Origin of the sequence: Rossellomorea aquimaris, from assembly GCF_001877785.1 — a bacterium.
Taxonomy (GTDB): domain Bacteria; phylum Bacillota; class Bacilli; order Bacillales; family Bacillaceae_B; genus Rossellomorea; species Rossellomorea aquimaris_A.
Window position 1 is genome coordinate 509,702 of the sequence record NZ_MINN01000074.1, and the last position, 19,994, is coordinate 529,695.

Annotated in this window: 17 protein-coding genes; 1 reads left to right on the forward strand and 16 read right to left on the reverse strand. The window is 43.3% G+C overall.

From position 1 onward, the window contains the following. The 7 genes from BHE18_RS06440 to BHE18_RS06470 all read right to left on the reverse strand — a co-directional run bounded on the left by BHE18_RS06440 (position 1) and on the right by BHE18_RS06470 (position 8,963). On the reverse strand, positions 1-576 hold the full coding sequence (locus BHE18_RS06440; RefSeq protein WP_071617768.1) for an MFS transporter: 576 nt from the start codon (positions 574-576) through the stop codon (positions 1-3). Beyond that, positions 573-2,024, reverse strand: a complete 1,452-nt coding sequence (locus BHE18_RS06445) for an FAD-binding oxidoreductase (RefSeq protein WP_071617769.1) — start codon at positions 2,022-2,024, stop codon at positions 573-575. Before BHE18_RS06445 ends, BHE18_RS06440 begins: the two co-directional genes overlap by 4 nt. A 175-nt stretch (positions 2,025-2,199) precedes the next feature. Next, positions 2,200-4,095: a DNA mismatch repair endonuclease MutL gene (gene mutL, locus BHE18_RS06450; RefSeq protein ID WP_071617770.1), complete on the reverse strand. Its 1,896-nt coding sequence runs from the start codon at positions 4,093-4,095 to the stop codon at positions 2,200-2,202. Positions 4,096-4,108: 13 nt separating this feature from the next. Next, entirely contained in the window at positions 4,109-6,736 is a 2,628-nt protein-coding gene (gene mutS / locus BHE18_RS06455; RefSeq protein ID WP_071617771.1) for a DNA mismatch repair protein MutS, read from the reverse strand. 331 nt (positions 6,737-7,067) lie between these two features. Continuing rightward, a complete protein-coding gene (locus BHE18_RS06460; protein WP_071617772.1) occupies positions 7,068-7,352 on the reverse strand; it encodes a hypothetical protein in 285 nt (94 codons plus the stop codon). After that, entirely contained in the window at positions 7,353-7,988 is a 636-nt protein-coding gene (locus BHE18_RS06465; RefSeq protein WP_071617773.1) for a DedA family protein, read from the reverse strand. It lies immediately after the preceding gene. Between the two features lie 114 nt (positions 7,989-8,102). After that, positions 8,103-8,963: a hypothetical protein gene (locus BHE18_RS06470; RefSeq protein ID WP_141771820.1), complete on the reverse strand. Its 861-nt coding sequence runs from the start codon at positions 8,961-8,963 to the stop codon at positions 8,103-8,105. A 138-nt stretch (positions 8,964-9,101) separates the two neighbouring features. Between BHE18_RS06470 and BHE18_RS06475 the strand changes: the two genes are divergently transcribed. Further along, complete coding sequence (locus BHE18_RS06475) at positions 9,102-10,022, forward strand: VanW family protein (RefSeq protein WP_071617775.1); 921 nt, start codon at positions 9,102-9,104, stop codon at positions 10,020-10,022. 42 nt (positions 10,023-10,064) lie between these two features. On the opposite strand, the gene BHE18_RS06480 is transcribed toward BHE18_RS06475, so the two are convergent. From BHE18_RS06480 to preA, 9 genes are all read right to left on the reverse strand, one after another. Continuing rightward, positions 10,065-10,433, reverse strand: a complete 369-nt coding sequence (locus BHE18_RS06480; protein ID WP_071617776.1) for a glyoxalase — start codon at positions 10,431-10,433, stop codon at positions 10,065-10,067. 110 nt (positions 10,434-10,543) lie between these two features. Next, a complete protein-coding gene (locus tag BHE18_RS06485) occupies positions 10,544-11,890 on the reverse strand; it encodes an aspartate aminotransferase family protein (protein ID WP_071617777.1) in 1,347 nt (448 codons plus the stop codon). A gap of 23 nt (positions 11,891-11,913) precedes the next feature. Next, a complete protein-coding gene (locus tag BHE18_RS06490) occupies positions 11,914-13,380 on the reverse strand; it encodes a CoA-acylating methylmalonate-semialdehyde dehydrogenase (RefSeq protein WP_071617778.1) in 1,467 nt (488 codons plus the stop codon). Between the two features lie 174 nt (positions 13,381-13,554). After that, positions 13,555-15,153 carry a PucR family transcriptional regulator gene (locus BHE18_RS06495; RefSeq protein ID WP_071617779.1) on the reverse strand — a complete coding sequence of 533 codons (1,599 nt, stop codon included), beginning with the start codon at positions 15,151-15,153 and terminating at the stop codon, positions 13,555-13,557. A gap of 71 nt (positions 15,154-15,224) precedes the next feature. After that, positions 15,225-15,410 carry a hypothetical protein gene (locus BHE18_RS06500; RefSeq protein ID WP_071617780.1) on the reverse strand — a complete coding sequence of 62 codons (186 nt, stop codon included), beginning with the start codon at positions 15,408-15,410 and terminating at the stop codon, positions 15,225-15,227. Between the two features lie 19 nt (positions 15,411-15,429). Next, a complete protein-coding gene (locus tag BHE18_RS06505; protein ID WP_071617781.1) occupies positions 15,430-15,633 on the reverse strand; it encodes a hypothetical protein in 204 nt (67 codons plus the stop codon). A gap of 30 nt (positions 15,634-15,663) precedes the next feature. Beyond that, a complete protein-coding gene (locus BHE18_RS06510) occupies positions 15,664-17,115 on the reverse strand; it encodes an NCS1 family transporter (protein WP_071617782.1) in 1,452 nt (483 codons plus the stop codon). 139 nt (positions 17,116-17,254) lie between these two features. After that, on the reverse strand, positions 17,255-18,682 hold the full coding sequence (hydA, locus tag BHE18_RS06515) for a dihydropyrimidinase (RefSeq protein ID WP_071617783.1): 1,428 nt from the start codon (positions 18,680-18,682) through the stop codon (positions 17,255-17,257). A gap of 15 nt (positions 18,683-18,697) precedes the next feature. Further along, the gene (gene preA / locus BHE18_RS06520) at positions 18,698-19,984 is read right to left on the reverse strand and encodes an NAD-dependent dihydropyrimidine dehydrogenase subunit PreA (protein WP_071617784.1); all 1,287 of its coding nucleotides are present in this window, start codon (positions 19,982-19,984) and stop codon (positions 18,698-18,700) included. Positions 19,985-19,994: the final 10 nt, after the last annotated feature.

Below are 19,994 nucleotides of genomic sequence, written 5' to 3' on the forward strand. Positions count from 1 at the left end.
TTAAGTACTGGTTGTCTTTTGAAGTCCGGGGGTACGCGTCTCTATAAAATCTTTATTTATCATAATCAATACGATGCCGCTGACGAGAAAGAATATGGAGCAGCCATAGAAAATATACTTTAGGGTGAAATAATTCAACAACAGTCCCGTTCCCATGACGGCAAGACTGGAACATAACGATGTCCAAAAATGATAGTTTCCTATCATCTTCCCTCTTCTTCCCTCATATGGCATTTCGCTGAGTACGAGCTTTTCGCTCGTCTTCTGTATTGCACCCAGGATGCCGAGGACAACTTGAATGAAATAGACTGTCTCTATAGTATGGACAGATGGTATGAGAAGAAAGATAAAACTCATTCCGGCAGCATAAAAGATCAGCAGCTTCACTCCGCCTGATCGATCGGCCCAATCCCCGATCAGGCGCTGGCTGAGCGCTGCACTCAGCGTGAATAACCCATACGCAAAGCCGAATGAAGAAAACGAACGGCCGATATTTTGAATGAAGAGCAAATAAAAAGGAAACGATACACTGGCAGCAGTCATAGCAAAACTTTGCGAAAAAATGAACCATTTCATAATCCGTACTCCTCATAAAATTGATTGATGAATCTCTCGTCTGGATCAAGTCTTCTTTTCTCTTCAAAAAATATTTCACTAGCGGGATAAGCCTCTTTCAACTGTTCTTTTGTCGGATACTCGTAATAAGGCAAATAATAACTGCCTCTGTGATCAAGTGTAATGTCGATCATTCCCCTCACCGTTTCACGGGTTGCTGATATATCTTCTTCATCCATCCCCTGATTGATGAGAAGTACCAGTGCAAACATATCTTCTTTCGCAAATGACATCAGTGCATCATTGTTTCGCGCCACGTACCTGACTGTAATGTTGATCAAGTTCAAATCCCGGTTTTCAAGATACGCCCTCAATTCCTCTATATACGCTTCATACTCATCTACAGGTACAAAATATTCCTGTAAAATATCGGTATCGTTTTTCGCCTCATATTCAAGGAACTCAGATTCTGAGCGCATGACATTGTTCCTCGTCACGGTATTACCGCTCCTGTGCAGGAAAAATGATTTCTGCATATCCCAGAACGCATTTTTCCCCCAATCGAAATCACGTGATAACCCGAGAAGGAATTTCGTTAAAAATGTGAACCTTTCTTCTTTAAGTTTACTGTGATCACTATAATCTTCACGGGTTTTACTGAGCATATAATCTGTTACATACATTTCCTTCAAGAATGTGTCCGGGGCGGTCGATATCCTGGCAAGATGCATCTTTACCCCCTCATCAGCCAAAACATGATTATTGAAGTATCCTGCATACTCTTTAAAAGACATTTCTTTTGTTCTTGTCTTGTACAATTCATCTTCTGCCAATTGAAGTTCCACATCCAGAATAACACCGAACAACCCGTATCCTCCGATCACCAGGGGGAAATATTCGCTGTTTTCTGTTCTAGACACCTTTACCACTGTACCGTCCGGCTTCAATAACCTGAACCAATTCACAGTTTCGATCAACGACCCGTTGCGTATATCCCTGCCGTGGACATTAACGGACAGAGAACCTCCGATGGTGAATATATTTTGTGACTGCATGACTTTTACCGCCAATCCATGAGGGTTAACAGCCCGCTGAACATCATCCCATGTTGCTCCGCTTTGAACATGAACGGTCATTCTTTCAGGGTCGACGTGAAGAATTTCATTGTAATCAGTCATTTCCAATACAACTCCATCAGGGTAGTAAGTATGCCCTCCCTGGCTGTGGCGCCTACCGGCGATCGACAGCTTTAAATCCTGTTCATTCGCATCCATGACGGTTTCAATCAGACTATTTTCTTCTTTGCCTTTCACGACTTGTTTGATTTTAGTCGGCATCAACCGTCCTACGTCCGTCATGATATTGTCTTCATCCTTCACTTTTGTGAGATAGACAAATAATGAAGAGTAAGCGAGTAATAGTACAAGGATGATCAGTATGCTCTTTTTCGTTACCGATTTAACAAACATTTCCATCTCCCCCAATTCAATCCTTTTAGTGTAATTTTACACTAAAGATGAAATATTTCAATTATTTTTTAAAAAAATCGTTTGGAACAGGTTATTGGTTTACATAATAATATTCTAGTATTCTTCTATAAATAAAAAAAAGAAGCCCGGCCGTGCCAGACTTCATTTTTGTTGGTTACATTATTCGTTTAAACATTTTTTCCATCTCATAGGTAGAGTAATGAATAATGATCGGACGGCCGTGCGGACATGTGAAAGGGTCGTTGGTCCTTCTCAGTTCATCCAGCAGTGCAAGGATTTCGTCATTCCTTAAATGGTGGTTTGCCTTGATGGAACCCTTGCAGCTCATTATGATTGCTGCTTCCTCGCGAAGCTTTCGGATATCCACCCGATTCATTTTAAGAACTTGTTGAATCATATCCTCAATGGTTTCCTCTTCTTCACCTGGCGGAAACCATTGAGGATGAGAACGGACAATGAAACTGTTAAGTCCGAACTCTTCCAGAAAGATCCCGACTTCTTCAAGTGCAGACCGGTTTTCATTGATTTTGATATATTCATCCATCGAATATTCCAGTGTAAGCGGCACCAGCAGTTCTTGCAGCTCTTTCGCCACCTGTCCCACTTTTTCTTTGAAGAATTCATATTTGATACGTTCCTGTGCAGCATGTTGATCAATGATATACAGTCCTTGGTCATTTTGAGCGAAGATGTATGTTCCGTGCATCTGTCCCACCGGATAAAGCGGAGGCACCCTGAGTGATTCTGTTTCTTTCTCCGGGTCTTCAGTTTTTGGTTTGAGATCACTTGCAGCATCTTCAGCTGGCTCAACGGCCCTTTCTTCTTCATGAAAAATATCCTCTGATGGAATTTCAGCCTGAAAAGGTCTTCTCTCTTCCGCTGCCATTTGCGGAAATTCTCTTGCCTCATTCTCCCCGGCATTCTCTTTGGGAAGTGCTTCTTCGGGCATTGTCCATGAAATTGTTCTTTTATTTACGGAAGCGGGGCTATGATCCAGACTCATGTACGTTTGCTCAGACTTGGGTTTTTGAGTCCTTGCTGCCGATGTTCCTGAAGGAATAAGCTCTTTCTGTTTAAAGACTGCCTTAATCCCCTCGGTCACAAGCGAATTCAATTCATTTTCTTTACTTATACGAACTTCCATTTTAGAAGGGTGTACATTAACATCAATGATGACGGGATCCATTTCGATATTCAATAATACAATCGGATGCCTTCCAATCGGCAGGAGAGTATGGTACCCCTCCCCTATCGCTTTGGCAAGCGCATAATTTTTTATGAATCTCCCGTTGATCATCGTCGAGATATAATTCCTTGATGCCCGGGTGACCTCAGGTAGGGAAACATATCCGCTGACCCGGAAATCCAGCGTACTCACTTCGATGGGAATCATTTTCTTTGCGATACCGATACCATATATAGCAGCGAGGACTTGCCGTACATCACCGCTTCCATTTGTATGAAGGAGTGATTTCCCATTATGCAGGAGCCTGATTGATACTTCTGGATGTGCAAGCGCGATTCGATTCACCACATCACTGATATTTCCGAGCTCTGTATGGATGGTCTTCAAGTACTTTAAACGTGCTGGTGTGTTATAGAAAATTTGTGAGACCGTAATGTCAGTCCCTTTTCTTGAAGAAGTCTTTTCGAGCTTTTTGATCACACCGCCATGAAGTTCAATAAATGTGCCCGGACCTTCACCCGTACTTGTACTCATCGTAAAGTGGGACACGGAGGCGATACTTGGCAGTGCCTCCCCCCTGAATCCCAGGGTGCGGATCCGGAAAAGATCATTCTCATCTTTAATCTTACTTGTTGCATGCCTCCTGAAAGCCGTCTTAACATCTTCCTCTTCTATACCGTCCCCATTATCAATGATGCGGATCGAGTTAAGGCCCGCTTCTTCTATGTGAAGTTCTATCACATCCCCATTGGCATCGATACTATTTTCCAAGAGCTCTTTTACGACTGAAGCGGGCCTTTCAACAACCTCGCCCGCTGCTATTTTGTTGGAAAGCGAGTCATCAAGTTGAAAGATCTTTGCCACGATTACACCGCCTTTATTTTTTTAACTTTTTTTGTATCCCATATAAAGTGTTCATCGCATCAAGTGGTGTCATTTCAAGGATATCTAGTTTTTTCAGTTCATCCAGCAGTTTCTTTTCTTTTGAAGTGAGTGGTGATTCTTTGGCTGCAGTTTCCTCTGTCTGGAAAAAGGAAAGCTGTGCGAGTTCCTCATTGAGCTCATCATTTGTCTTCTCTTTCGTACCTGCAGCTTCTGCCTTCGACCGGGATACTGAAGACTCATTTTCCTCTCTTTCAAGATGCGTTAAAATTTCGTTCGCCCGCCGGATCAGTTCCTGCGGAAGGTCTGCCAGTTCAGCCACATGAATACCGTAACTCTTATCTGCAGCTCCTTCTTTGATCTTGTGAAGAAAGACAAGTTTTCCATTTTGTTCCATTGCGCTGACATGTACGTTTTTGACCTTTATTAATTCTTCTTCAAGAGCTGTCAGTTCATGATAATGGGTGGAGAACAGAGTTTTTGCCCCGATATTTTCATGGATGTATTCAATGATCGCCTGGGCGAGAGCCATTCCGTCATATGTGGATGTGCCGCGGCCGATTTCATCGAAAAGGATCAAGCTCTGCTGTGTCGCATTGACGATTGCATTCTTTGCTTCAAGCATCTCGACCATGAATGTACTCTGCCCGGAGATCAAGTCATCAGCCGCACCTATTCGTGTAAATACTTGATCGAACACGGGGAGGTCTGCCTTGCTTGCAGGTACATAACAACCGATCTGTGCAAGGATGGACGTAAGTGCTATTTGCCGCATATACGTACTCTTACCGGACATATTAGGGCCTGTAATCAGCAGCATTTCCCGTTCAGCATCCATGAAACAGTCGTTTGGCACATATTCCTGGGCACCCATTACCTTTTCAACAACTGGATGGCGTCCATCATGAAGAGTGATTCTGCGTTCGTCATTGAATGCTGGCTTCGTATAATGCCTTTTCTCGCTTACAGTAGCAAAGCATTGCAGGACGTCCAGCTCACTTACCAGCCTCGCCAATTTTTGAAGCCTTGGGATGTACTCTTTTACCGTTTCCCGAATACCGATGAAAAGTTCATACTCCAATTCAACGGATTTTTCATTTGCCTGAAGAATGATGGATTCTTTCTCCTTTAATTCCGGCGTGATGAAGCGTTCAGCATTCGTCAATGTTTGTTTTCTTTCGTACCTGTCTTCTTTTAAATGGTGAAGATTGGCTTTAGTGACTTCGATGTAATAACCAAATACACGATTGAATCCCACCTTCAAGGACCGGATTCCGGTTCTTTCCCGTTCTTTCCGTTCGAGCTCCGCAATCCAGCTCTTTCCATTCTTGCTTGCATCACGGTACTGATCCAGTTCTTCATGGTAGCCGTCCCGTAAAAGACTGCCTTCTTTAATGGAAAGAGGCGGATTTTCCACCAATGCCTGCTCCAGTAAATCAGTCAGGTCCTCACACGGATCCAGATCCGACACGAGTGCATCCGTAGCTTCATTTCCCATTGTCTGAACCAGATGTTTTAAAACAGGGACTTGCTGCAGCGATTTTTTCAGTTGAATCAGATCACGTGCATTTACATTCCCGAAGGCTACCCTTCCTGCCAATCGTTCCAAATCGTACACTTCTTTAAGTCGTTCCCTTAAATCCTGCCTTTCAAAGAATCTCTCCAACAGGACTTCCACCACTGTTTGACGTTTCTGTATTTCTTTCACTTGAATAAGCGGACGATCGATCCATTGTTTAAGGAGGCGTGCCCCCATTGCCGTCATGGTTTCATCCAGCAGCCATAGAAGGGACCCTTTTTTCCCTTTGGAACGGATCGTCTCTGTCAATTCGAGATTCCTTTTTGAATAGTAATCCATTTTCATATATTGGTAGATATGATACGTCTCTGCTTCTTGCAAATGATCCAGACTTCTTTTCTGGGTGCGGAAAAGATACTGGAAGAGTCTCGCTGCGCTTACCTTCAATTTTTCCTGGTCTAGAGATTCCACAAGATGAGAGAATGAAGGATCCAGACTTGTCTCGTTTTCATATGAAAGTGTAAGGTCATTTCTTTCATTGATTTTTCTTAGGGTTTCTTCATCTACACCAGGGGGAAGCACCACTTCTTTTGCCCCGATTGTCGCCAGTTCATTCAGTAAGTTTTGAATACCTTCCGTGACAAGGGTCACTTTCGATTCCCCAGTGGTAAGGTCACTGTATGCGAGTCCGAACGTTTCATCCTGAAAGGGATTCACGGAAGCAATATAATTGTTTTCTTTGTCGTTTAATCCCTTGCCGTCCATTACAGTACCAGGCGTGATCAGCTGGACAACTTCCCTCTTAACGACCCCTTTTGCCTGCTTAGGATCTTCTGTCTGTTCACAAATGGCCACTTTGTAGCCTTTGTCGATCAGCTGTTCTATGTAATTGGATGCCGAGTGATAAGGGACCCCGCACATAGGGATTCTTTCCTCTCCCCCTCCATCACGGCTTGTTAACGTTATTTCTAGTTCCTGTGAAGCCTTTATTGCATCATCAAAGAACATTTCATAAAAATCACCTAAACGAAAAAATAAAAAGGCATCCTGATAATCTGCCTTTACCTGTAAATATTGCCTGATCATAGGCGTATATTGAGTCATGGTTCGAATCAAACCTTTCATGCTAATTCTACTAATTCCGACTTCTCATTATATCATATCGTCTCAAAAAGAAGCACATAGAAGAAAATAGAAAAGCACAGGCTGAAAAAAACGCCGCTCATAAAAGGCTGGCAGGAGGCGGGTGTTGATTTTTGTAAGGCAGATTTAAAAATCTTGTAGACATCCGGTTGATTTAATAAGGGAAGTTTTTACTGTTATCCTGTAGAATCGGGCTAGGCTCGGGGATATAAGGGAAGTTTTTACTGTTAAAGGAAGGTGAAATGGTCCATTTTCATACATTGGAGTAAATAGGGGAATTGTTTCCCTCTATTTACTCCATATTAAGGGCCAATAAGTCAATAAGAGGAATTTCTCCCTTTATTTTCGGTTCTGGTCTTATTTTATGTAAATGATTATATATTTGGAGATCACAAACCAATGCTGATCTCGGTATAAAAAAATGCTTGGAACATCTATCTCCAAGCATTTTTCTATTCTGATTTTCTTGGCAGGTTGCTTCTTGATTTTGGAGAGTATTACTATACGAAAAGCCATGTTCATTCATATTTTGCACTTCAAAACAGAACCCCTTACTGAAAGGAGCAGCGTTTTTCAATTATGAATCACCTTGTTTAGCCACTTTCGGTGAAACATTATTATTGGTAGAATCCTTTTTCTTTCTGGCGGTATAGAAAAATCTATACGCAATATAAATGATGAGCAGGACAGCCCCTCCGATAAAAATATAGTTCTGTATATTGCTCATCAATGCCTGTACCGATTCCAAATGCCCGTTTTTCCCTACAATGAGCATGATGAAGGTGACGGGAAATATCCCGATGAACGTAAGTACACCAAACTTTATCTTGTTAACTTTACTTATCCCGGAGGCGTAGGAAATATAATTCCCGATTCCCAGAGGACGGGAAAGGGCGATGCTCCATACCCCATATTTCCGGAACCACTTTTGGGCTTTTTCAACTTTTTTTGTGTTTTTGCTGTTTGTCTTTTCCTTTATCGTGTGCTTAATTTTAAACCCTATTCCATAGGGGATATAGCTGAACAACGTATAAATCACGCTGCTGAAAACAGCAAGACTGATCAGCTTCCCCCAGGGCGGGTCAAGCAGATATCCATATGTGAGAGTGACCAGCACACCGGGGAAAGGCAAAGAAGAAGCTTCAATGGCATTTCCTGCAAACAGCCCCCACATCCCCAGTTCTTTAATGACATTTATGATGAACTCCAGCATGAGTTTGTAACCTCCACGACTTATTTAATGTATCTTTTCCCTCTTTGAAAGGGAAAAAACTCAGCTGCATCATTTTTTACATACAATTTTAACAGTAATTGTCATAAGTGAGAATTATTGCAGCAGTGCACCCAATGCCTTGGCATCAAGTCCCCACTGATCTTCAGGACTATTTCTGCGAATAATCAATTCACCCTTTTTCACATTTTGTACCTTTCCCTCCGTAATCCATTTCAATTTTGCATGTACAGTCAGGCAAAAAACCGGGTGTAAGTCTTCTGATGGAAGCAATGATAAATCTGATATGTCTATGTGTTTAATGTCATGGATCATTTTTTTTGCAATACCTTTCTCTCCTCCTGAAAGGATCAATGCAAGTAAATCGTCGTCATGTTGATTGATTGCTACCTCAAGGATGCTCAGGCTTTCATAAGGATCCATATAGTATACATACCTTTCCAGCTCTCCGCCGGCCCTTAAAATCATTAATTTATGAGCCAAATCAGGTGTAGGGGTCTTATGCGTGGTACTGCCATAAAAATGTACACAAAAGTGCCCGGGGAATCCATTCTGAAGTGCTCCTGCACCATGAGGCATCCCATTCATGGAGCCTGGTATTAAGCGGTCTTTATACTGAACCAGGATCGCTCTTCTGTCCCAGCTCCATGTCCCTCCATATATTTTTTTCATCACTTTAGTATCTTCATTTGTAAGCGGCTGTACATCCGCATGTTTGCTTCCTGCACGACGCTGTACGTCGAAACTCAGACCGGTTCGGACGTCAATGATCGTAAAATAAGATTTATTCGGGATCAAATCTTTTACTGTTTGCCAGGGAAGAATTTCGACTGAAAAAGAAGGACGCGGAGCATCTGACTTTTGGCCAAATCCACCAACCGCCCCGGCTTCAGCTCTGTCACTCAGGAACAACAGCAAAAGAATAATGATGAAGATTTTCCTTTGAATTTGCATCAAGAACCATACCTTTTTTCAATAGTTTCTGATTGATCGGCAAATGAATAAGCTGAAATTATTGGTAACTGTAATCTCTTTCATTTTTTACATGAAAGTTCATTCCATACCTATACTACTTTAAGAAGGGAATGATGTACGATGCAGTTATTATCAAAACTAACTCTTATCAGTCTTCTTGCATTACCCGGTCTGAAAGCAGACCCTGCAGATCAAATAGAAATCTTCTTCCAAGAAAGCCATCTTTCTTCTTATTTCAAAACAGATCTTATCTATAACGTAATTGATGAGCCACTATTAAACCCGGCCATAACTGAAAACCTCCTGGAAGACATACAAAAGAAAGTTACGGTTCCTCCTCAAGATGCGTACCTTGATGAGTACAATCTTATTGTCAATCATGAAAATGGATATACTCTGCATCGGGGGAAATTCCGAAAACAACTGCTGGAAGCTTTATTTTCTAAAGGCACAGCCTCCATTGAAGTACCATTGCAAGTCATCTATCCACGTGTGGACAGTGAATTGCTTTCTTCGATCCGTTCCAAGAAAATAGGGCAATACGTCACTTATTTCAATCAACGTAATGTTGAACGTTCCCATAATATCAGCCTCGCTGTCAAGGAAGTCGATAATACGGTTGTATTCCCGGGTGAAGTATTTTCATTTAATAAAGTGGTCGGTAAGAGAACCAGGGAGAAAGGATACAAAAAAGCTCCAGTCATCGTGAGAGGGGAGCTTTCCGAAGATATCGGCGGGGGGATTTGTCAGGTCTCATCCACTCTATTCAATGCAGTGGACCTCGCTGGTGTAGAAATTATGGAACGGTATCATCACAGCAAAAGGGTACCTTACGTACCTAAGGGAAGAGATGCAACTGTAAGCTGGTACGGTCCGGATTTCATTTTCCGCAACATTTATAACCAGCCCCTTTTGATTCGCGCAAAAATATATGGCGGACAGTTGATTGTCTCAATATATTCTTCCGAAACCATACTGGTTAAAAAAAGAAATGTCCCTCCTTCATCCAATGATCTACCTCAAGAGATACGAAAACATTAATAGAGGCATCACACCGCAGCGGGATGCCTGCTATTTCAACAATCAATGGTATTCAAGAAACTCAATCCGATTTCCGAAGGGATCCGATACAAAGAAGCGGCACCTGCCATTTATGGGTGTATCTTCTTTGATTTCAATTCCTTTTTCAATCAAAGAACTGCGGAATTCTTCCAATCCTTCGACGAGCAATCCCGGATGAGCTTTGGTCGCCGGTACAAAAGGCTGCTGTACGCCAATATGAACTTCCTGGGAACCAAATTGAAACCAGCAGCCTCCTCTCCGCTGGAGGTTGTCCGGCTTGGGGATTTCCTTTAATCCTATCATTTCCCCATAAAACCTCCTTGCTTCTTTTTCACACCCTTCAGGTGCGGCCAATTGAATGTGATCAATTCCTTTAAATGTAACAGTCATTCTTCCCTCTCCAATCATTTGTGCGATAAACTTATTTTACCATTATTTTTTCAAAAAAGTGAATAATGAAAAAACGAACAGCTTCTATAATTGAAGCTGCTCATTGTTCATTACATTTGTTTTATTCCGTCAATGACAGTCGAGAGTAAGACTTCAAGATCCTCGACATCGATCGTAAGCGGAGGGGAAAGTGTCAAAACATTGTTATATCCGGCGACAGTCGCTCCATTTTTTCCGATGATGACGCCATTTTGCCTGCAATAGGAAATGACCTTATTCACCTTATCCACTTCCAATGGTTCTTTCGTCTGCCTATCCTTTACCATTTCAATTCCTATTAGTAATCCTTTCCCTCTTACGTCTCCGACCAAAGGATGATCCTGCAGTTGGTTTTTCAATGTATTTATCGCTGTTTCACCGAGTTCAGCCGACCTAGCGAAGAGATCTTCCTTCTCCATGATTTCGATGTTCTTGACAGCCAGTGCACAAGCTGCCGGATTCCCGCCAAACGTGTTGATATGCCGGAAGTAATCATATTCTTCAGAGCCTTTAAAAGCCTCATAGATCTCACGTTTCACTGCTGTTGCGGATAACGGCAGGTAAGCGGATGTAATTCCTTTTGCCATCGTTATGATGTCCGGTTTCACATCATAATTCATGAAACCGAATGGCTTACCTGTTCGCCCGAAACCACATATCACTTCATCGACGATCAACAGGGCGCCATGTTTCTCGCACACTTCCTTGGCTGCTTTCATATATCCCTCTTGCGGCACCAAAATCCCTCCGCCGGTGATGATTGGCTCCATAATGAGAGCAGCCACCGTTTCGCTGAGTTCCCAGGTCATTGCCTGATCGATGGCCTTGACTCCAGGCAGGTCATGCGGGGATTTCCCATTCCCGTCATCACGGTAGGTGTCCGGCGGGGCAACATGGATGAAGCCGGGAGCAAGTGGTTCGTACTTGTATTTTCTTTGCGCCTGCCCCGTTGCAGCCAGCGCTCCCATAGAGTTTCCATGGTAGGCCCGATATCTGGAAACAATCTTATAGCGTTCACCTTCACCTTTTTGCTGATGATATTGACGGGCGATTTTAAACGCCGTCTCATTTGCTTCAGAACCGCTGTTTGAGAAAAAGATGACATAATCATCCCCGAGCAGTTCGTTCAGCTTTTCTGCCAGCTGAATCGCCGGCTGATGACTCTGTGTCAACGGGAAATAGGCCATTTTTTTAAGCTGTTCATATGCAGCTTCAGCAAGCTCCTGTCTCCCATAACCGACGTTCACGCACCATAAACCGGCCATTCCGTCCAAATATTTCTTCCCATCATGATCGGTCACCCATGACCCTTTGGATTCCGTCACTACCATCGTTCCCGCGGGATTATACGGCTTCATCGAATGCCAGACAAATTGTTCATCCTGTCTAAGCCACGTATCTTGACCAGTTTTCACCACGTGCAATCCCTCCTTATTCTTTTTTAGAAATCGAACCTTGAGGTGATCATTTTCTTTCTAGTATAGAAATTTACTCCGTCTTTCCCGTTTACATGCATGTCTCCGTAGAAAGAATCCTTCCATCCTGAAAACGGGAAGAAAGCCATCGTGGCAGGTACTCCGACATTGATCCCCAACATCCCTGCATCCGCCTCTTCTCTGAACTGCCTGACTGCTTTTGCATCCTTTGTATATAGAGTGGCCCCATTTCCAAAACGGGATTTACGTATATATTCCAGTCCCTCATCTATGTCTTTTGCACGCAGCAGGCTCAAAACAGGTGCAAACATCTCTTCTCTGGCAATGGTCATTTCTGGAGTGACATGATCAAATATCGTCGCTCCCAAAAAGTTCCCTTCGTTAAATTCCCCCATTTCCTTTCTTCCATCCCGGATCAGGGAAGCACCTTCCTGAAGGCCATTTTCAATATATTTGAGGGTGCGGTCTCTGTGTTCGCTTCTGATCACCGGTGTCAGAAGCGCTTCATCTTCCATCCCGCTGCCGATAAATAGTTCATCCGCTTTCTTTTTTAATGCATTTACAAACGGCTCATTATCTCCGACTACAACGACTGCACTGCATGCCATGCATCGCTGGCCGGCACTTCCGAATGCAGAACTGATGATGTGGTCGGCCGCCTTATCCATATCTGCATCAGGCATTACGACATGATGATTCTTTGCGCCTGAAAGAGCCTGGACACGCTTCCCATTTGAAGCCGATTTTTCGTACACGTACTTTGCAACAGGCTGGGATCCGACAAAAGAGATGGCTGCAATATCTTTATGTTCAATCAGCCCATTAACAACATCGTGCGCCCCGTGCACCACATTCAGCACTCCCTGAGGTATGCCGGCTTCGGTGAATAGTTCTGCAAGTCTGTTGGCAAGGAGAGGTGTTCTTTCGGACGGTTTAAGGACAAATGTATTTCCACAGGCAACCGCGAGCGGGAACATCCATAACGGTACCATCATCGGAAAATTGAAAGGTGTTATGCCCCCGACCACCCCAAGAGGATAGCGGAACATTTCGGAATCAATATCTTCTGCAATACCGCTGAGGGTCTCTCCCATCATCAGTGTCGGTGCCCCGCATGCAAATTCCACACACTCAAGTCCTCTCTGAACCTCTCCATACGCTTCCTTAAAAGCTTTTCCATTCTCCTGTACTACAAGTTTTGCAAGCTCTTCATGATTGTCAGATAAGAGAGTGTGATATTTATAAAGGATCCTCGCCCTCTTTGGAACCGGGGTTTTCTTCCAGGTTTTCAAAGCTTCCTTGGCTGATTGGACTGCCCGGTCAACATCTTCTTTGGTAGAAATAGGGACTCTGGCCAGCTCTTCATTTGTAGCGGGATTTAATACTTGCATTGTTTGTGAACTGAGTGAATCCACCCAGCTCCCACCAATGTAATTTTTTAATACAGCTGCTTCATTTTTTATAACCGACATTTTAACTCCTCCTTTTAGCCCAATAGGTTTGGGCTGATTTTCTTCTGGAAGTAAGTAAGCGTTATGAAGTATATACATTCATTATGAGAGATGTGGTAAGGGCTTTCATTAGACATAATGTAAAGCAACTGTGCAGGTGCATTTGACATTTCATTTCCTTTTTGACAGAGTTATTTATCTGACAGCCGACTGCTTCATTCCGTTCTTCACGGGGTTCAGATAATCATGGGCTGCCAGCAAAAACTCGATAGCCAGTCTTTTATCAGAGTTCATGTAATCTTCACCTAACAATTCTTCAATTTTCTTGAGACGATGATAAAGTGTTTGCCTTACGATATACAATTTCTTGGCTGTTTCCTGTTTGGAACCTTGGCAGCCGAGAAATACTTTCAGCGTGAGCATTAGACTGCCATCATGTTTTTCATCATACGTAATCAGAGGTTTCAGATACTCTTCTATCATCCCCTTCAGATTCACATTATTGTTCACGATGGAAATCAATCGATAAAGATGTAAATCATCGAAGAAATAGTACCGTTGTTCACCCATGACCTCCGCACGCAGCAACATACTTTCTACAGCAGATTTATAGCTCAAGTGGATATTCATCATCTCTTTTTGGTATTTACCTATAGAAACGGCCGAATCTTTATCTCTTGTAAGAAAATTGGATTCATGTATCTTATCCAGCGCCTTTTTTATCCGATATTTCCAGTCTGTTTGTTTTCTTGTATCAAGCAGGATGAATAAAAGGTCATTTCCATCTTTTTCGGGTAATGCATGGAATCCCTGCTGTTCAAAGATACTTCTTGCCACTAGATTAAAGTATGTAACATCTTGCGTTTCCTGCTGAATCATATCTCCAAATACACATACGACCCCGCCATGAAAGTTCATTCTTAAACTCCTTAAATAGGCAGACAATCTATCACTCGTCTGCTCCCCTTTCAGCCAGCACATAATCCACTTGGATTCTTCAATACGCTTTTTTTCATTAAAGTAAAGTTCCCTCATTAAAAACTGTGCAAGCGCGGTAGCCGTCCTGTCCAGCAGCAGCATTTCATATTCACCGAAACGATGGTCATCCCTGAATATGAACAGCTCTGCATACTCCTGATCGAAGAGGAGGACTTTTGCTGATACGAAATCATTACTTGTATCATTTAAATGTTCAATGTATCTATTCTGTATATTCACTTCATCAAAACGCCTAATGGAAGGATAGAATTGAGGTTCCTGTTCTTTTAACTGAAAAATGACGGGTACGTCCAATTCTTTATGCAGCACGTTCAAAATTTCTTCGGAATGATTCACTGTAAGTAACTTCCTGTTAAGCACTTGAGCAAAGTCATCTAATTTCTTCATAATTTCATATTGTTGATTGATAAGGATTGAATGAATATCTTGTGTAATTCTGACAAATGGGACTTCTTTTTCAAAGACAATTATAGGGAAGTCACATTCATCAGCTCTTCGGGTGATCGAGTGGGGAATGGTAGAAATATTTGTATCAAGTTCGATACAAAGGGCAGCAGCTTCGCTTTGAATGAGCTGATTGAGTAAACTGATGAACGCAGCTTCTTCCTTCAAAGCCAATCCTGTTGTGAGAATCATTTCATTGCCGTTCAGCAGATTCTTGATGGAAGTGACTTCCACCACATGGACCCACTTTACTTGTCGCTGCAAACCTTTGTGACCTGCAATTACACGTGAATGTGCGAAGGAAGGTCTTGACAGAATAGATTCAACTGAAAGATAGTAAAGACTTTTCATCGTTTTCTCCTTCTATTCTAGTATTTTGGATTCAAGATCAAAAGATAAAAAGGATTGGCAGAACCAACCCTTTACTCATTTCCAGGGATCAAAATGTGAACCTCTGAATGGCAGATCATCTCCCATTCATCAACAGGGTTTTCGGGTGAAGTCAAAAAGGATAACATCCATTCCACCAGATCTTCCGGGGTGTGCATAATTACAGGAAGTTTCACTAGCCCATCATTGTCTACTTCCAGTTCCGGCAGGTTCTCCATTAAAATCCCCCTTTCGATATTATGATTGAATCAAAAGATTAGAAAAGTACTTTCTGGCATTCGCTGTCTTGATATGGAGTGTCGCACTTCGCTTATTCTCCGTGTGTTTAAATACGACAAATGCCCCGCTCAGATTTTCGGTCACTTTTTCTATCCTGAACCCTTTTTGTAATAGAAAGTCTATTTTATCCCGTTCACTTAAGAATTCCTGGTATTCCGACATATGCGAACCCCCCAGCTATACTATTAATCGTCATCCTGCTTCTTCAACGGACTTTTCGGTCTCACTATCAATCTCCCAATCTCTCCCAGCAGAAATGCCTAAATACTTATCGTCATCCGGGTCAAGCAATTCAGCCTGTTCGTACTTTTTGAACCACCAATACTTGGCCAGGACATAGTAGAAGACTGCCCCTGCACCAAAACCCACCAGAAATGAAAAGCTTGGAACAAAATAAGAGGCGACAGCTCCGATAATCCATGCAATAAAGCCAGCCAGGTTGACACCGTTCATATATTTATACTGTCCATGATCTTCATATAAAGCAGGGACATTCACCCTTCGCTTCCTGATTAAATAATAGTCTGCGACGAGTATCCCTACAATCGCCGATAAAATACCCCCAATGAACAGCAGGACCGGAATGATGACCCCAAATAAATTCCAAGGCTGTACAAGCGTACCGACAACTCCCGCAGTAAATACACCTGCCCAGAATGGAAACTTAGGTCCTCCTACGTTGGAAAAAATGGTCGCCGCAGGAACAACATTGGCAGCAATATTTGTTGACCATTGAGCCAGCACAATCATGAGCAGCAGGATGCCCAGAACTAATCCGCCGGCTGCTTCCTGAAGTGCTATGACAGGATCATAATTCAGGACTGCGATATATGATACAGCTCCTATTAATACCATGAATGTCTGGGTAATCGGCAAAGTGATCAGATTTCCGATCAGTGAATTTTTATTTCGCTTAAACCAGTTTTTCTCATTTCGAGGTGCTTTCATAAACCGTGAAATCGAAGGAATATCCGCTGCCAAAGTCGCCCAGAAACCCATATTGCTGAAAATGACCACCAGGAATGCAGTAACAGCCGCTCCTCCTGTTACAGGACTCTCCACCCAGCCCCAGATATCTCTCCCTTGCACTGCTGCTGTATCTGATAAAGAAGAGTACATCCATACAGATATCAGAATGATGATCGGAGCTGCAAGATCTGCAAACCTTTCAACTGCTTTGATTCCGAGTGCCGTATTCACAAGCTGCAATAGAGCAAAAATCAGGAAACATACAAACCAGTTATCGAAACCATATAGGAGATTCAAAATACCATTCATGGCAGTTGCGCCGAAATAGGTATTGATCCCAAACCACATGGATGCAGCTACACCCCTGACTAATGAAGGAATATGAGTGCCGAGCGTTCCAAAGGGAGCACGCATATATACAGGAAAAGACAATCCATGTTCAATACCGATGTCCCCTGTCAGGGTGATGAAGAGCCCTATGGCTAAAGAGCCGATAACAGTTGCCAGAAGGACAAGGGGGAGGGGTAAAGACATGACTCCTGCGCCCCCTATGGCAAAGGTGGCGAGCACTACGACCATTCCGACCCACATGAATGAATAGCCCAGACCCGTGATCTTTCTTTCATTTTCTTTTACCGGCAATAGATCAGGTGACTTTAAATAGCTTGTTTTCAAATTGAACACTCCTTTTTGTTTGCTTTAAATGGCAAAACCAAACGCATTAAGAGAGGCATGGGACCCGGGAGGAATTTCTCCTCCCCTTCTCATGCAGGAGATGTTCTGCGATTAAGCAAAATTCATTAGTAGAGTGCTGCTAGGATTTAGAAGGCTGCAGGTTTTCTCTCTCTTCTCTTGAAAGTTGAGTACCGTATCTGGCTCTCTTGATATACTTTCCTTTCCCCAATTTGCCCACAAACTCTTTATCTTTGATGACGAATTCGCCTCTGGATAGAACAGATACAGCTTCACCTTTGACCTTCATCCCTTCAAACGGGTTATAGTCCGCTGCCATATGGTGGTTCTCAGCAGAAATGACGCGCTCCGCATCCGGATCGAAAATCACCACATCAGCATCTGATCCTGCTGCTATGGTTCCTTTCTGCGGATAAAGTCCAAATAGCTTCGCACTTCTCGTGGACATGATATCTACGAACTGATTTAATGTGATTCTCCCTTTTTCCACTCCTTCCGAGAATAAGATGGATACACGGTCCTCAATAATCGGCCCGCCATTTGGTATTTTTGTGAAATCCCGGAGTCCCAATTCTTTTTGGCCTTTAAAGTCGAAAGAACATTGATCGGATCCCAGAGTTTGGAGTTCACCGCTTTTCAGGGCGTTCCATAGTACATCCTGGTTCCACTTTTCGCGAAGCGGAGGGGACCATACATACTTCGCACCTTCGAAATTCGGACGTTCCAAGTAAGATTGATCGAGCACCAGATATTGAGGGCAGGTTTCTCCCCATACGTTCAACCCTTTGCTTCTGGCTTCGGCGATTTGCTTTACCGCTTCCGAACAGGATACATGTACAACATACAGTTGTGAATCGGCAAGCCCTGTCAGCTTAGCTGCTCTCCCCGTAGCTTCCCCTTCCAGCTCGGGCGGCCTTGTCAAAGCATGATAAATAGGGTCTGTTTTTCCTTCTGCAAGTGCTTTTTCAGTTAAATACTCAATGACGTCCCCGTTTTCCGCATGCACCATTACAAGGGCACCAAGTTCTTTTGCCGCCACGAGCGTACGGAACAATGTCTCATCATCAGCCTGGAAAACATTTTTATATGCCATGAACACTTTAAAGGAAGTAATCCCCTCATTTTCAATCACCTGCGGAAGCTGGCTTAATACTTCCTCATTGATCTCTCCGATCATCAAGTGAAAGCTGTAATCAATCACTGCCTTATCTTTTGACTTTGCGTGCCAGGTGTCAATCGCATTTTGAAGCGGCTTGCCTTTATCAGTCAGACAGAAATCAATGAGCGTCGTCGTCCCGCCGAAGGCAGCAGCAATCGTTCCTGTTTCAAAATCATCTTTAGAGACTGTTCCGCCGAACGGCATTTCCAAATGGGTATGAGGGTCAATTCCGCCGGGGAAGATATACTTCCCTTCTGCATCAATGATTTCTGCATCATTCTCATCGAAACTTTTTCCTATACTAATGATTTTTTCTTCTTCTATAAGGATATCTGCTTTATACATGTCTGCCGCTGTGACGATTGTTCCGTTTTTAATGATTTTTTTCATCTTTCACCCTCCTGATTATTTCACTGCATTCGTTTCACACTGTGATAACTTTCCGACTGCAGCCTGGCGTTCATTCCAAGTCATCGGCATATGTCCGCTCGGTACTTCGACCATATCGATCGCTCCATCAACCGGACAGACGATCGAGCATAAATTACAACCGACACAATCTTCTTCGCGTACTTTTAAATAACTGTTTCCATGAGGATCTTTAAGCATGTCAATACATTGATGGGAGGTATCCTCGCAGGCGATATGGCATTTATTGCAATTGATGCATACATCATTGTTAATTTTTGCGACGATGCTGTAGTTAAGGTCTAAATTTCCCCAATCAGAATATTTCGGAACTGATTTCCCTACCAGCTCCTGTACGGATGCTATTCCTTTTTCGTCCAGGTAATTATTCAATCCATCCAGCATATCTTCCACAATCCTGAAACCATGATGCATGGCTGCTGTACAGACCTGCACTCCCGTCGCTCCCATCAGCATATATTCAACGGCGTCCTGCCAATTCGAAACGCCACCCATTCCTGAAATAGGGACACTTATGCGGGGATTCCGTGCGCATTCTGCAACCATATTAAGGGCAATCGGCTTAACTGCCGGACCGCAGTAGCCACCGTGGGCGCCTTTTCCGGCAACATGAGGAATGGTATTCCAGCTGTCAAGGTCGACCCCTGCCAGGCTGTTGATCGTATTGATCATGCTCACAGCATCGGCGCCGCCTTTCACCGCTGATTCTGCCGTAACGGTTATATCAGTTATATTCGGAGTCAATTTGACGATGACAGGTGTTTTAGCCACTTCTTTTACCCAATACGTCTGTTTTTCTACGAGCTCAGGGACCTGCCCTGACGCCGCGCCCATTCCCCTTTCAGCCATTCCGTGAGGGCAGCCGAAGTTAAGCTCTAATCCGTCTACCCCGATGTCTTCCACTTTTTTTACGATTTCATGCCACTTCTCCTGTTTTGGTTCGACCATGAGTGAGGCGATGATGGCATGATTCGGAAAACGCTTTTTCGTTTCATATATTTCCTTTAGATTCACTTCCAACGGCCGGTCCGTGATGAGCTCGATGTTGTTGAAGCCCGCAACGCGCTGACCGTTAAAACCTACCGCAGCAAACCTTGACGATACGTTGATGATCGGTTCCCCCAGTGTTTTCCATACTGCTCCACCCCATCCGGCTTCAAACGCCCGCTGTACTTGATAACCCGAGTTTGTCGGCGGTGCCGAGGCCAGCCAAAAAGGGTTGGGTGATTTAATCCCTGCTAAATCAATATTTAAATTTGCCATGTGTTTCCCC